A 13,955-nucleotide genomic window follows, 5' to 3' on the forward strand; every position below is an offset into this window, starting at 1 on the left:
TAACTGGTTAATTGACGAATTGTTAGATTGTTAAATCAATCAATCCTGTCTGATTATTTGGTTTGAACATTGGTCATTATTCATTAATCGTTTTACTATTGGTCTGAAAGTTGTAATATAATTATTGGTTATTCACTAATCAATCGTAAACCGATCCGCATCCTTTAAAAACGGAAACTGTCTTCTAACTTTAACCAGTTCCTCATAATTGATGCTAAAAGTATATAAATCTTCATCCTCTGGCTTATAATAAACGGTATTTCCGTAAGGATCTAAACACATGGATAATCCGCTATGGTAAATCTGGTTACCATCATGGCCAACACGGTTTACGGCAATTACATAACTCTGGTTTTCGATCGCCCTTGCCGGGATAAGTGCTTTCCAGTGTGCCGAGCGTTTATCAGGCCAGTTGGCAACCAGAAGTAAAATATCATATTCCTGATCTACATTACGCAACCAAACCGGGAAACGAAGGTCGTAACAGATGGCCAGCCTGATCTTCCAGCCTTTAAGTTCTACAATTAATTTGTCTTTACCCGGACTGAAATGATGGTCTTCATCGCCCATGCCAAATAAATGGCGTTTATCGTAATGCTGGTGTTTTCCATCTGGTTCCATCCAGATTAAACGGTTATAATATTGGTTATTTTCTTTAATAATTAAGCTTCCGGTAACCACACAATTATACAGGTCTGCCATTTTTTGCATCCATTGCATGGTTTTTCCACCCATTTCTTCAGCCAATGCTTCCGAATTCATGCTGAAACCGGTATTGAACATTTCGGGAAGGATAATGATGTCGGTTTTTTCCCGAACACCCATGGATAGCCTCAGCGCCAGATTTAAAAGGTTTTTTTCTATGTTTTCCCAAAAAAGATAAGCTTGAAAGACGGTTACTTTCAGGTTTTCTATTTGAGTGTAAACAGGTGCTTCCATTTTTAATGTTTTAAACTGGTTAAACGTTTTTTAATTTCTCTGCAGCTAAGGCAAGCGTAGAATTTTCTTTGGCAAAGCAGAAGCGAATGATTTTATGATCGGTCGATTTCTGATAAAATGCCGAAACAGGAATGGTAGCCACTCCAAACTCCTTAATTAAGTGCATACTAAAATCGGTGTCTTTTTCATCGCTGATGTCGCTATAGCTTGCACACTGAAAATAAGAACCGTTACATGGCAAAAGTTTAAAACGGCTCCCGGCCAACAAATCCCTGAAATAATCCCGTTTCTGCTGAAAAAAGCTGGCTAATCCGGTATAATTTTTAGGTTGTTTAATGTATTCGGCAATGGCCTGCTGCATGGGACTATTAACGCTGAAAACATTAAATTGGTGTACCTTCCTGAATTCTTTGGTCAGTTTTTCCGGAGCCAGGCAATAACCCAGTTTCCATCCTGTAGCGTGTAAAAGTTTACCGAACGAGGCTACAATGAAACTCCGCTGCCTTAATTCGGGATAAAGCATTACACTCTGGTGTTTTTGTTCATCATAAATTAAATGCTCATAAACCTCATCGCTTAAAATTAAAATGTCGGTGCCACTGATCAGTTTAATCAGCGATTTCATGTCATCTTCAGATAAAATACTCCCGGTAGGATTCTGCGGCGTATTTAAAATGATCATTCTTGTTTTTGCGGTAAACAGCTTTTTAACCATATCCCAATCTATACCGTAACTAGGTGGGGCAAGCTCATAGGTTTTAACCAAACCGCCTAAAAGTTTTACGGTAGGGGCATAGCTATCGTAAGCAGGTTCAAAAATGATCACTTCATCGCCTGCATTAATGATGGCCGCCAATGCGGTAAAAATAGCCTGCGTTCCGCCTGCAGTAACGGTAATTTCTGTTTCAGGATTATATTTTACGTTGTAAAGTTTTTCAACTTTCTCTGCAATGGTTTCCTTTAAAAAAATATTGCCCGGCATTGGCGCATATTGGTTAAAACCATCTTTCATGGCTTTATTTACCAATTCAACCAGTTTTGGGTCGCAGGCATAATCAGGAAATCCTTGTGATAAATTAATGGCATTGTGTTCTGCCGCAAGTTTGCTCATCACCGAAAAAATGGTGGTACCTACACCAGGAAGTTTAGATTGTATATTCAGCATCGTATAAGCGAAAATAGGAAAAAAAAGCTTAATGCCTAAACAGGATTGCTAAAAGCCAGGCTGAATTGGCCAAGATGGTTAACTGAATAAACTAAATTTAACCTAATCTGATTAAACCCTTCCTTGCAATTCGCGTCAATAAAAATAAATACGGAACCAAATGAACTGCAGATGAGCAGATTTGTATTATTTCAAATATATTTGATCTTATTTAAAATAATTCCAGATAAACTATTTTCTTTGCATTAAATCTCAAAAACTCCTGAATGAAATTTAAACACTTAGCCGCCATCTTTTTATTGGTGATCACAGCTTCGGCCTTTGTGAGTACTAAAAAAGCTTTAAGAACATTTGTTTCCAACTATGAAAATGTATTGGGTACATCTTTAGAGTTAAAATTTAAAGCAAGTAATCAGGCAGATGCCGACCTGGCCGAAGAACATGCGCTTAAAGAAATTGATCGTTTAGATGAGATTTTAAGTGCTTACAAACCATCCAGCGAATTTAGCCAATGGATGAAAAACGGTAAACAGACCACTAAAATTTCACCGGAATTATTTGAGGTTTTGCAACAGTTTGAGGATTATAAAAATTTAACTAATGGTGCCCTTAATGCATCAGCAGCCCTTATTGGCAATGTTTGGAAAAAAGCATCGGCTGAACACCGTTTGCCATCTGCCAGCGAGCTGGAAAATGCAGTTAGCCTGGTTAAACAAAAGCATTATGTACTGGACGGGAAAAATAAAACCGTTACACGTTTAGATGAGGTGCCTTTGGCTTTAAACTCTTTTACAAAGAGTTATATCATTAATAAAGCTGCTGATAAAGCCATGCAAACACCGGGGATTGAAAACGTGGTGGTGAACATTGGCGGCGATATGGTGGTTAAAGGAAATCAGCCGGAGAATATCGAAATTGCCAATCCAAAGGCCGATACAGAAAATGATGCAGCGTTAAATACGATTAAAGTTTCAAATATGGCGGTTGCCACCAGTGGTAATTACCGCAGGGGCTTTAATGTTAATGGAAATTGGTATTCGCATATTGTTGATCCACGTACAGGAAACCCAGCCTCAGAAATTATCAGCGCTACAGTGATTGCTGCTGATGCCAGTGAAGCGGGCGCACTTGCCACTTCGTTTAATGTATTATCTGTTTCAGAAATTGAAGCCATTACCGCCAACCGAAATGATATTGCTTACCTTTTGGTTACCAAAAACGGCAAAGAGATTAAAAATGAAAACTGGCCGAAATATGAACTGGTTTCAGCTAAACCAGCAGCTGCAATGGCGAAAGTTAACAAAGCAGATAAACTTTGGAATGCGAAATATGAGCTAATTGTGAATTTGGAGCTTGCCAATATCGAATCGACCGATGGAAAACGTGTTCGCCGTCCGTTTGTGGCCGTTTGGGTAGAAGATGCTGCAAAAACACCGGTACGTAACCTGGCCATCTGGTATAATAAACCACGCTGGTTACCAGATTTAAAATCGTGGAATCGTGTAAACGGTGATGAATTTAGAAAAGGAGCTGAAGGAAAATTAAGTTCAACCAGTTCGGCTACACGTGGTCCTGGTAAATATAGTTTATCGTGGGATGGAAAAGATGATAGCGGCAAATTAGTAAAAGCCGGAACATATACTGTTTATATTGAAGTAGCCCGCGAGCATGGCACCTATCAGGTGATTTCGAAAGAAATGAAATTTACCGGTTCCGCACAAAAAGTAGAATTAACCCCAAATACAGAATTAGCATCAGCATCCCTTGACTACAGAAAAATCGCAAAATAATACTATCGCTGCACCTGGCGGACTGGGAAAAAAGCCGGTAAAAAAGGATAGTGGAAAAGGCAAGGGGAAGAAACGTTTAGCCGGTTTATCACGCTGGCTGCACATTTACTTATCGATGGTGAGTTTTACTATACTGCTGTTTTTTGCAGTATCGGGATTAACCTTAAATCACGCTGATTGGTTTACCTCGGGAAAAGAAGTGGTGGTTAAAGACTCAGGCTCGGTAGATTTAAAATGGGTAAACCAGGCAGATACCAATAAAATAAACAAACTACAAATTGTTGAATTTTTAAGGAGCAAACACCAGGTTAAAGGCGCATTGAGCGATTTTAGAATTGACGACCGTGAACTGAGCTTAACTTTTAACGGACCTGGTTACCTGGCCGATTCTTTTATCGACCGCGAAACAGGTAAATATGAATTAACCACCACCAGGTTTGGTGCAGTGGCCATAATTAACGATTTGCATAAAGGCAGGGATTCGGGCAAGGCTTGGTCCTGGATTATCGATATCTCAGCCGTACTCATGACCTTGGTATCCATCTCGGGCATTATTCTGATCTGTTTTATCAAAAAGAAAAGATTAAGCGGCTTCATCATCGCAGCAGTTGGAACAATAATCTGTTATCTGATTTATAAATTATTTGTCCCTTAATTAAGCTATGCTTTGTAAAACTGAACCGGTTTCTTTTACGGTTAGCGTATGGTTTACACCACACTTTAAAGCAAAATTATTGCGCTGGTGCCCAACCGGAAAATCAAAAGCGACAGGATAGCCATATTCCTTTACTTTTTCTAAAACGATTTCATAAATGGTTTTGCCAAACTCTTCTCCGGGATCGTCAGGCTTGACTTTAAAACCACCAACAATTAAACCCTTCAGGTTTTTTAATTTTCCGCTCCGTTTTAAATTCCACAGCATCCTGTCTATGCTGTAAAGGTATTCGCCGGTATCTTCTATAAAAAGTATTTTGTCTTTTGTATTTAAATCAGAATCACTTCCTGCCAGGGTTTCGATGATACTCAGGTTGCCGCCTACCAAAATACCATCAACTTTTCCTAACTGGTTGTTACTGTTGGAAGGAGCGGTGTAACCCATTTGTTCGCCAATTAATGCATTTTTTATAGATAGTATGGTTTCGATTTGTATCTGTTCTGCTTTGCTCCAGTCTTCCGGGAAACTGTTGCACATTTTAGAATGGATGGATGCAATTCCATAATTTTTAGCCAAATGGCAATGTAAAACTGTAATGTCGCTAAAACCTATAATCCACTTTGGATTTTTTTTGAATGAAGAAAAATCAAGCTGATCGATAATCCGCACCAGGCCATATCCGCCACGGGCGCACATAATGGCTTTTATATTGGGATCATCAAGCATGCGCTGCAAGTCTGCCAACCTTTCAGCATCCGTTCCGCCGTAAGTAAAATCGCGTTTGCCAATGGTATCGCCGGTTTTTATGGTAAAGCCCCAGCTTTGCATCTGTAAGACTGAGGGTTGAATCTGCTCCGGTGTAATGTAACCCGCCGGACTGGTTATTCCAATCGTATCGCCTGGTTTTAAGTAAGGTGGAATTTTAAAAGATGAACTTTCATTTTCGACAGTATTAGCCAATGTTTTAAAAGCCGGAAATACGGTTGCAGCTGCAATAAATGAAGAAAGGAAATGTTTTCGGTTCATCTAAAATAAGAATGTAAATGTTGATGTAGCGAATATAGGATTTAAAATATTGGCATAAAAGAAAAGGGATTTATATCCATAAATCCCTTTTTTAAACCAAACAAATTAATCTGTAAAAGATTAGTATAATGTGAATTATATAAATAACCACTTTTGAAATAAAATGTTTTGAGATTTTATAAAAAAATATTTAGTCATGCTTATAAATGATTTATGGGATAAAAATTAATTTGAATAGCCGCAATCAATTTATAAGTAAATTTTTTCTAGTTATTATCATTTCGAGCGGAGTGCAACGCAGTCGGGAAATCTGCCAGGGTAGATCCACTAACCCTCCTCAATAGCCCTGATGGAAACGGAAATACTTTTTGGTAACGTTATGTTGTATTGTAGAAAGCTGCCCAAAAAGATTGCAGTGTACAGCAGGACCAACCCTTTACGATAAGCACTGAAACTGCGCTTCTTAATATTTAAAAAAGATAAGGATGTCTTAAAATAGAGATCTTAAAAAATTATTTAAAAGTTAAAGGCTATCCCTCGCGGATAGCCTTTGCTAACAACAAAACAAATATAAGATAACCAAATCTTACCTGATTGAGCAGAATCAGGTAAAGTGCTATGAGATACACTTTGCGGCCTAGTAATGGATTCGAACCATTGTAAAGAGTTTATGAAACCCCCAACCTTCCAATCGGTCAACTGGCCTTATTTTATAACTGTTTTAATGCCAAATAATCCCTTAATTCTAAAATTTGTTCTTTAATTAAACTATCTTCATCCTTTAAATATTCCTGCTTATTTTCTTCCGTTTTTACCGGATAGGTAAGGGCCTGATATTCATCTATAGTGGGATATTGAAAATAGATTGACATAATTTTAGCGTTTTAATTGTTCAACATCGTTTTCTTTATGATTAATGTTGAGCAAATATATAAATAAGTATATAATATCTATGGATCTAGTAGTATTTATTTTAAATAATATTATAAATAATTCATTATCAGTTTATTATTTTTTATTCTGTTTGTAATAGTAGCTTCTTTTAATAGATTTTCTACCTCAAATATTAACCTTAATATTTAACAGCCGTTTTAATTTACGAGCTTAGGCTTAAGCCGCTTTAAATTCAATTTCAGAAAAGCTAATTATTTTAAGGATATTTGCAGTTCAATCATTAAAATAGTAATTGTGTCTTTAGATAAATTAAAACTTAGCAAACCACTTGTAGCGGCCATGACAGACGCCGGATTTTTAACTCCAAAAGAAATCCAGGCCAAAACCATGTCGCGTATTTTAGGTGGACAAGATGTTATAGCGGTGGGGCCGGAGGGTTCGGGAAAAACAACAACCTATGTTTTAGCAACTTTAATGAAATTAAAGTATGCCTTTGAAGAAGCACCACGAGCTTTAATTTTAGTGCCCAATGCGGAACATGTAGATCATGTGCTGGAACAGTTCAAATTGCTTAACCGTAACAGTACCTTCAGGATTTTGGGAATTGATAGCCGTGGTGCCGTTGATACGCAAATGAACGAAATTACCGATGGTTGCGACATTATTGTTGCAGTACCCGATCGTGCACGTGCATTATACTTAAAACTGGCGCTAAATACCAATAAAATCCAGTTGTTTATTGTAGATAATGCAGAGCTGATTGTTAAAAAAGGCCTGCAGTTGCCTGTTGTGGAGCTGGCCAATAGCGCCTATAAATCGCAGCACGTGGTATTTACGGAGGTAATGCACGAAAAATTAAACCACATGATTTCGCCTTTTATGAAAGATTCTGCTTCAACCATTGAGGTAGAGGAAATTGGCGAAAAACAGGCAGAGGTTTATCAGCAAATGTTGTATCAGGTGCCAAATTTCAGGACCAAACTTAACCTGCTCACTTTATTATTGAATGATAAGGAAGTTTTTGATAAGGTAGTGGTTTTTGTGAATACCAGGTTAACTGCCCAAACAGTATATAAAAATTTTAATCATAATAAAGAAGGAGAAATCAGCATTTACCGTTCATTGTTTTTTGATGATAAGGGCTATGATGATATTGAAGACTTTAAAGACAATCCGGATGCAAGGGTTTTAATTGTTGCTAATGAGAATCTGGGAGATTTAAATATTGAAGGCATTCCTATTCTTTTACACTTAGAACTTCCTGAACAGAAAGAAACTTTAATTCAGCGCATTGTTAAAAATGGTGATGAAGAAGTGGTGGCGATTACTTTCTCTACCGATATCGAATTGATTGAGGTGAAGAAAATAGAGCAAGCCATCGGGCAAAAGATGGAAGTAATGGAGCTGCCTGAAGATTTAAAAGTTGTTGATGCCATCACAGCCAAACCAAAGAAAAAGAAAGCGAACGAAGATGATGAAGACAGCGAGCGTGGTGCAGCTTTTCATGAAAAGAAAGCCAGTAATTTAAAAAACTACAATTACAGCGCCGGCACAAAAGCCAAAATGACTTACAAAAATAAAAAGGGATTGTCTTAGATAGTAGGCTAATGCCCGTTTTCTAATAAGTGTAAACAATAAAATCGACTTCATTCGTCATTCCCGGCGCAGGCGGGAATCTTAATAGGAATATTGCTTTGTTTGTTTTCCATGATTATTCTTATTGTTCAGCATAAAAAAAGCTCCTCAGAAATTAATCTGAGGAGCTTTTTATTTAACCGTTATTTACGATTAGTATAAAGTAAACTCTACACGACGGTTTTGTTGACGACCAGCTGCAGTTTTGTTAGTTGCAATTGGTTGGTCAGGTCCGTAACCTGTAGCTTCAATTCTTGATGCATTAGCACCCTGAGATACTAAATAAGCTTTTACTGATTCAGCTCTGTCTTTAGATAAACGTAAGTTTAACTCTCTGCCACCAGTATTATCAGTGTGACCAGCTAATTTTAAGCTAAAGTTTTTCTCTACCAATAAAGCAGCAACACGGTTTAAAGTAGCAAATGATTTAGAACGGATAGTTGATTTACCTAAATCGAATTCTAAGTTAGAAATTGCATCTTTAACTACTTTACGATCTTCTTCAGTGATTACTCTTGTTTCTTTAATTACTTCGCGTTGAACTTTGATTGGGCAACCAGAACCATCAACAACTGTACCTGAAGCAGTTCCAGGGCATTTGTCGAATTTGTTTGCTACACCATCGTTATCATCATCACCAAGGTCTTTAGCATATTGCTCTCTGTCGCGTTGTGCATTTTGCTCAGCAGTAGATAATGCTCTTCTTAATTCAGAACTTTCTTCAGCGCTTTGCTGACGTAAATTAGCTAATGAGCTATAGTTTTGTAACTGAGGTTTTTCTTTACTACCCAAAGCAAATTCTAAACCTGCGTGTGCATAAGCAAATCTGTCGTTAGCACCAGTATTAACACCATCAAATTTAGCAGATTTCACAAAATTTACATCGTAACCTAAATCTACGTTAATTCCTTTTGCAACACCTAGTTTAAAACCGGCACCTACAGGTACAAACCAACCTTCTCTGTAATAACCTGCATCTTGCGTATTAGCTGGTGTAGTTGTAGCACCAGATGACATGTAACCCGCACCTGCTTTTAAGTAAGGGATAATTACTGCATTCTCATTATTGATGTTGATGTTAGCAACATTCCAGACTGCTGATAATGCACCAGACCACTGCATATTGGTTTTGTAACCTGTGTTAGCAGCATAAGTGGTATTTCCGGCAGCATCAATTCCGTTAGCAATTCTTAACTCTTCAACTTTACCAGCTAAGAAATCCGCCTGAATACCTAATTGAGGTAAAATTTGTTTTTTAATGTAACCACCGTATCCAATATGCTCTACCGGAGTTTGAAACTGGTGATTTGAATTGCCGAAAATAGTTCTTGGTGTTAATAAACCTCCGTGAACACCTACCGACCAGGTGCGGAATTCTTTAGGAGAGAAACGTCCTGTAGTACTCGTAGTTGTTGGTGTCTCCTGCGCAAATAATTGTGATGATAAACCTAATAATGCAACCAACATTGTTGATTTTGTAATTCTCGTATTCATGTTCTTCTATTTTTTAAATATTAGTGTCTTAACAGTTTTTATGTCGTACTGTTTTGCATTGGCTAAGAAAAAATCTTGCCAAATACTATATTTTTTACTCAAATAGCATGTTATCAGAAGATTAGGAGGTTAAATTAAATTCACAAAAAAGTTACTTAACCATAGGTAATCAATAAGAATTTGTATAGTATTCTATACATTTTAAGGAATTTAAACGATTTTAATCGGTAGAAATTCTATTTGTCTGACGGATTTTTTTTATGGTTCAACAGCATTTCAACGGTTTTTTCGAGCCTGCTACTCCTTGTTTTTCCTTGTTTTGCAGATAATACCCATAGCACATATTCTTTTCGATGGCTATAGGCAAGCTGGTTAAAATATGCCAAAGCCTGTGGATGACCGGAAAGAGCGGCTTGTAAATCAGCCGGAAGTTTAACAGTTTTATTTACCGGATCTATATATTCGCCATATTCATTGGTTTTAATATGGTCGTTTCGCATTCCCGATGGTTTAACTTCTTCAATAAGTTTTAAACGTAAAGCTGTCCACGTTTCATTTACTGCTGCCGATGCGCAGGGCGTTAAGCCAAAAGCATTCAGTTCTTGCCAGCTTTTCATCAGATCGAGATCTGATTTGATTTTTGCTGATTTTTTGGGATAAAAAACCCAGAAAATGGTTTTGGCGTTAATCTGTCTTAAATTTCTCTGAATTTGCTGGTTAAGCTGATCTTTACTTATGGTGAAGATAATTAATGTATTAAAATCAGCTTCTTCGTTATATTTTATAACAATATCGGATGGGATGTCACCAAATATAGCTGCTGCATGTTCAGGCGCATCAACAACTTTAACAGTATAACCTGGTTTTACCTGAAGCTTTTTTAAGAATAGATTTTCCATTTGAATAGTGCGAATTCTGCAGTCAGATGTCCGAAGATAATATTACAAAAATCGATGTATTTTCTGTGTTTTTTTATAAGTGATCTTTGGTAAAAAACTTAGATGATTACAACCTTAATTTAGCAAAGAAATCCCAGAATACAATACCGGCAGAAATTACAATGTTAAAAGAATGTTTTGTACCGAATTGGGGAATCTCAATGCATTCGTCGATTTTAGCCATTACTTCATCGCTCACACCATCTACTTCATTTCCAAAAATCAAAGCATATTTTTTATTGGGATCGGGTTGAAAAGTATTTAGCATCGTGCTGTTTTCGGCCTGCTCAATGGCAACAATCTCGTAACCTAAGTCCCTTAAGGCATCAACAGCCTGTAAAGTATCTGTATAATGGATCCAATCAACAGATTGAGTAGCGCCCAAAGCCGTTTTTTCTATTTCACGGTGTGGCGGCTGTGCAGTAATGCCGCAGAGAATCACTTTTTCCAGGGCAAAACCATCTGCTGTACGGAATATAGAGCCCACATTATGCATGCTGCGCACATTATCCAACACCACTACAACAGGTAATTTCTCCTGTGCCTTAAATTCTTCAATATCCGGACGGTTCAACTCGTCTAATTTTAATTTTCTCATGATTTTTTAAAATGATGCCACACATGAAAGGATTACACAGATTAATATCGTCGCATCTGTATTTATCTGTATGCATCTAGTATTAAATGTTGTTATAAACTGGTTGGTCCACCACCAATTTCGCTAATGTAAATGGCAGCGGGGTAACCAATTTTAGCTAAGTAGTAATCTGTTAAATGTTTGGCAAAATCTTCTTCAAAACCTTTTTCCAGTAGAGAAATGGCACAACCACCAAAGCCTGCACCGGTCATGCGTGCACCAATAACATGCTCATAATCTTTACAAAAATCCACTACAGCATCCAGTTCTTTTCCGCTTACCTCATATAAGTTTCTTAAAGATTCGTGTGAGGCATACATCAAACGGCCAAATTCTTCAAGATTACCGCCATTTAAGGCTTTTGCTGCTAAATGAACACGGTCGTTTTCTTTTACCACATGGGTGGCGCGGTTTAAAATAACTTCATCGGTTATTACATGGCTGTGCAGTGCAAATTTCTCTGCATTAAGTTCGCAAAGGTAATGGAGTGTGATTTCTTCGTTAAGCTGCTTTAAGGCCGTTTGGCATTCTGCAACACGCTCATTGTATTTAGAATCTGCCAGTTCGCGGGGCTTGTTGGTATTAATGATGGCCAAAACATACTTGCCGAGCTCCACATCAACCATTTTATATTTTAAAGTTTCGCAGTCTAAAACAATAGCTTTGTTTTTTTCACCAAAAGCAACTGCAAACTGGTCCATAATGCCTGAGTTTAGACCAATAAAATCATTCTCCACCTGTTTGGCTATTTTAACAAGTTCCAGTTTATCGTAACCTAAATTGAAATGGGTATTTAGCGCATATGCTGTGGCAATTTCGATAGATGCAGAAGATGAAAGTCCCGATCCGATGGGAATATTCCCATAAAAAAGAAAGTCTAATCCGGTTATTTCTTTTCCATCCTTAATCATTTCGTTGATTACACCAACAGGATAATTTGCCCAATGGTTACCGTCTTTTTCGTTTAAAACATTACTCTCAACAATGGATTCATTCTCGAAATTTAAACTTTTAAACCTGAATTTATGATCCTGATTGGGCGCAATAGCCAGCCATGTTCCCAGGGTAATGGCGCAGGGCATTACTAAACCACCGTTATAATCAATATGCTCGCCAATGAGGTTAACCCGGCCGGGCGTAAAATATATAGCGTGGGCCTTTTTATCGTATTGCTCTGCAAATTTTTCCTCAAGGTTAATGTTCATTTGGCTAAAATATATTTATTAAAAGCATTAATAATAGTATGTTTGTTTAGGAAACAAAAGCCCTAAGTTACAATTTATGAGCGTTCAGCAAACACCTACCGGAAAAATTATTGATGGCGAAGAAGTTATCGCAATCGAATTAACCAATAGTAAAGGCACTTATGTTAAAATATTTAATTATGGTGCAATCATCAACAAATTCATTGTAAAAAATGCCAAAGGCGAGATGCAGGATATTGTACTGGGTTTCGATACTTTTGATGAATACCTTAATCCGGATTACTTAACCCAGTACCCATATTTAGGTGCAATTGTAGGGCGTTATGCCAATCGCATTAAAAATGGTCGTTTTACTATTGATGGTGAAGATTATCAACTGGCACAAAATGCCGGGACGGATACTTTACACGGCGGCATTGAAGGGTTTGATAAAAAAGTCTGGGATGTTATCGAAGTGGGCGAAGGGGAGCAGTCGCTGGTTACTTTACAATATGAAAGTGTTGATGGTGAAGAGAATTTTCCAGGCAACCTGATCATTGATCTTACTTTCGAACTGACCGAAAATGATGAACTGATTTTGAGTTACGAGGCAGAAACCGATCAGGCTACGGCAATTAATTTAACCCACCATGGTTATTTCAACCTCGCGCCAAATGGTGGGAATATTAAGGACCACAAACAGCAGATTTTTGCTTCACATTACCTGGAGCAGGATAGTAATTACTCGGTTACGGGTAAACTAATCCCTGTTGCAGGAACCAACATGGATTTTACAAAATCTAAAGCGATAGGACAGGATTGGAATGAGGAAGAAGGGTACGATCAAACCTACGTGCTGGATAAAATATACGGTGATTTATCACTGGCCACTAAAACAATTGAGGAAGAAAGCGGTTTAGTGTTAAGCGTATATACAACAGAGCCAGTAGCACATCTTTATACCTCGAAGTATTTGGATGTGAAAAATGGAAAGGGTGGCAGGGATTACGAAAGCTACGGTGCTTTTTGCGTGGAAACACAGCATCACCCAAATGCCATTAATATTCCGGAATTTCCAAGTACGGTATTAAGACCTGACGATTTATACACGCAAACAACCATTTACAAAGTTTCATTAAATAAATAATTATGTTCACCATCGAAAACATCCGGGCAGCAGAATCGAAAATTAAAACTGGTGCAGATTTCCCGCAGTTTATAAAAGAAATTAAGGAACTGGGTGTTAGGCGGAACGATGTTTATGTGAGCAATGGTTTATCCATTTATTTTGACAATGAAGATAATGCCCAGCAAGTAAGTCCTGATGGATACCCGGCTTTAATTATCAACGATGAACCTTCTGCCGGAAAACTTGAGCATGCTTTAAAAATACACCAGCAGGGCGAAACAGATTACATTACTTTTTGCAAACAGGCCGCAGATGCAGGAGTGGAGAAATGGGTAACCGATCTGGAAGAAATGACCTGTACGTACCTGGATGCCGAAGGCAATGAACTGGTAAAGGAAAACATTGCTGAAGTTTAATATACTTAACTAAAATTATGATGTTACTCTGATGGCTGATTTAGTCATCAGAG

At 37.7% G+C, this 13,955-nt stretch carries 13 protein-coding genes and 1 tRNA gene; 5 read left to right on the forward strand and 9 right to left on the reverse strand.

What is annotated here, in order from left to right; genetic code table 11:
- Positions 1-135: 135 nt before the first annotated feature.
- On the reverse strand, positions 136-939 hold the full coding sequence (locus tag ACTJKC_RS18930; RefSeq protein ID WP_344853820.1) for a nitrilase family protein: 804 nt from the start codon (positions 937-939) through the stop codon (positions 136-138).
- Positions 940-958: 19 nt separating this feature from the next.
- The gene (locus ACTJKC_RS18935; protein WP_344853819.1) at positions 959-2,104 is read right to left on the reverse strand and encodes a methionine aminotransferase; all 1,146 of its coding nucleotides are present in this window, start codon (positions 2,102-2,104) and stop codon (positions 959-961) included.
- A gap of 266 nt (positions 2,105-2,370) precedes the next feature.
- Between ACTJKC_RS18935 and ACTJKC_RS18940 the strand changes: the two genes are divergently transcribed.
- Together ACTJKC_RS18940 and ACTJKC_RS18945 are read left to right on the forward strand one after the other, a co-directional pair.
- The gene (locus tag ACTJKC_RS18940) at positions 2,371-3,894 is read left to right on the forward strand and encodes a DUF2271 domain-containing protein (RefSeq protein WP_440794355.1); all 1,524 of its coding nucleotides are present in this window, start codon (positions 2,371-2,373) and stop codon (positions 3,892-3,894) included.
- Complete coding sequence (locus tag ACTJKC_RS18945) at positions 3,869-4,549, forward strand: PepSY-associated TM helix domain-containing protein (RefSeq protein WP_440794357.1); 681 nt, start codon at positions 3,869-3,871, stop codon at positions 4,547-4,549. Before ACTJKC_RS18940 ends, ACTJKC_RS18945 begins: the two co-directional genes overlap by 26 nt.
- Here the strand turns inward: ACTJKC_RS18945 and ACTJKC_RS18950 are convergent, their stop codons facing one another.
- The 3 genes from ACTJKC_RS18950 to ACTJKC_RS18960 form a co-directional block, all read right to left on the reverse strand.
- Positions 4,550-5,575 (reverse strand): S66 peptidase family protein, encoded by a 1,026-nt coding sequence (locus ACTJKC_RS18950; protein ID WP_440794359.1) that lies wholly within the window; start codon positions 5,573-5,575, stop codon positions 4,550-4,552.
- 633 nt (positions 5,576-6,208) lie between these two features.
- A tRNA-Met gene (locus ACTJKC_RS18955) sits at positions 6,209-6,280 on the reverse strand.
- A 5-nt stretch (positions 6,281-6,285) separates the two neighbouring features.
- Positions 6,286-6,447, reverse strand: coding sequence for a hypothetical protein (locus ACTJKC_RS18960; RefSeq protein WP_440794361.1), 162 nt, complete (start codon positions 6,445-6,447; stop codon positions 6,286-6,288).
- A gap of 316 nt (positions 6,448-6,763) precedes the next feature.
- On the opposite strand from ACTJKC_RS18960, the gene ACTJKC_RS18965 reads away from it, so the two are divergent.
- Positions 6,764-8,065 carry a DEAD/DEAH box helicase gene (locus ACTJKC_RS18965; RefSeq protein ID WP_440794363.1) on the forward strand — a complete coding sequence of 434 codons (1,302 nt, stop codon included), beginning with the start codon at positions 6,764-6,766 and terminating at the stop codon, positions 8,063-8,065.
- Between the two features lie 192 nt (positions 8,066-8,257).
- Here ACTJKC_RS18965 and ACTJKC_RS18970 read toward each other — a convergent pair whose 3' ends face one another.
- From ACTJKC_RS18970 to ACTJKC_RS18985, 4 genes are all read right to left on the reverse strand, one after another.
- The gene (locus ACTJKC_RS18970) at positions 8,258-9,598 is read right to left on the reverse strand and encodes an OmpA family protein (protein WP_344853812.1); all 1,341 of its coding nucleotides are present in this window, start codon (positions 9,596-9,598) and stop codon (positions 8,258-8,260) included.
- Between the two features lie 236 nt (positions 9,599-9,834).
- Positions 9,835-10,497 (reverse strand): YdeI/OmpD-associated family protein, encoded by a 663-nt coding sequence (locus ACTJKC_RS18975; RefSeq protein WP_440794366.1) that lies wholly within the window; start codon positions 10,495-10,497, stop codon positions 9,835-9,837.
- Positions 10,498-10,603: 106 nt separating this feature from the next.
- On the reverse strand, positions 10,604-11,134 hold the full coding sequence (locus ACTJKC_RS18980; RefSeq protein WP_344853809.1) for an RNA methyltransferase: 531 nt from the start codon (positions 11,132-11,134) through the stop codon (positions 10,604-10,606).
- Positions 11,135-11,226: 92 nt separating this feature from the next.
- Entirely contained in the window at positions 11,227-12,378 is a 1,152-nt protein-coding gene (locus ACTJKC_RS18985; RefSeq protein WP_440794368.1) for a galactokinase, read from the reverse strand.
- 76 nt (positions 12,379-12,454) lie between these two features.
- On the opposite strand from ACTJKC_RS18985, the gene ACTJKC_RS18990 reads away from it, so the two are divergent.
- On the forward strand, positions 12,455-13,504 hold the full coding sequence (locus ACTJKC_RS18990; protein WP_440794370.1) for an aldose epimerase family protein: 1,050 nt from the start codon (positions 12,455-12,457) through the stop codon (positions 13,502-13,504).
- A 2-nt stretch (positions 13,505-13,506) separates the two neighbouring features.
- Entirely contained in the window at positions 13,507-13,902 is a 396-nt protein-coding gene (locus ACTJKC_RS18995; RefSeq protein ID WP_440794372.1) for a DUF1398 domain-containing protein, read from the forward strand.
- Positions 13,903-13,955: the final 53 nt, after the last annotated feature.

Origin of the sequence: Pedobacter sp. 22226, assembly GCF_052045455.1 — a bacterium.
Lineage (GTDB): Bacteria > Bacteroidota > Bacteroidia > Sphingobacteriales > Sphingobacteriaceae > Pedobacter > Pedobacter jeongneungensis.

Excerpts from the sequence above, each read along its gene's own strand:
- ACTJKC_RS18950 (WP_440794359.1), bottom strand. The coding sequence starts at position 5,575 with ATGAACCGAAAACATTTCCTTTCTTCATTTATTGCAGCTGCAACCGTA.
- ACTJKC_RS18985 (WP_440794368.1), bottom strand. The coding sequence starts at position 12,378 with ATGAACATTAACCTTGAGGAAAAATTTGCAGAGCAATACGATAAAAAG.
- ACTJKC_RS18970 (WP_344853812.1), bottom strand. The coding sequence starts at position 9,598 with ATGAATACGAGAATTACAAAATCAACAATGTTGGTTGCATTATTAGGT.
- ACTJKC_RS18995 (WP_440794372.1), top strand. The coding sequence starts at position 13,507 with ATGTTCACCATCGAAAACATCCGGGCAGCAGAATCGAAAATTAAAACT.
- ACTJKC_RS18930 (WP_344853820.1), bottom strand. The coding sequence starts at position 939 with ATGGAAGCACCTGTTTACACTCAAATAGAAAACCTGAAAGTAACCGTC.
- ACTJKC_RS18975 (WP_440794366.1), bottom strand. The coding sequence starts at position 10,497 with ATGGAAAATCTATTCTTAAAAAAGCTTCAGGTAAAACCAGGTTATACT.
- ACTJKC_RS18980 (WP_344853809.1), bottom strand. The coding sequence starts at position 11,134 with ATGAGAAAATTAAAATTAGACGAGTTGAACCGTCCGGATATTGAAGAA.
- ACTJKC_RS18935 (WP_344853819.1), bottom strand. The coding sequence starts at position 2,104 with ATGCTGAATATACAATCTAAACTTCCTGGTGTAGGTACCACCATTTTT.
- ACTJKC_RS18990 (WP_440794370.1), top strand. The coding sequence starts at position 12,455 with ATGAGCGTTCAGCAAACACCTACCGGAAAAATTATTGATGGCGAAGAA.
- ACTJKC_RS18940 (WP_440794355.1), top strand. The coding sequence starts at position 2,371 with ATGAAATTTAAACACTTAGCCGCCATCTTTTTATTGGTGATCACAGCT.
- ACTJKC_RS18960 (WP_440794361.1), bottom strand. The coding sequence starts at position 6,447 with ATGTCAATCTATTTTCAATATCCCACTATAGATGAATATCAGGCCCTT.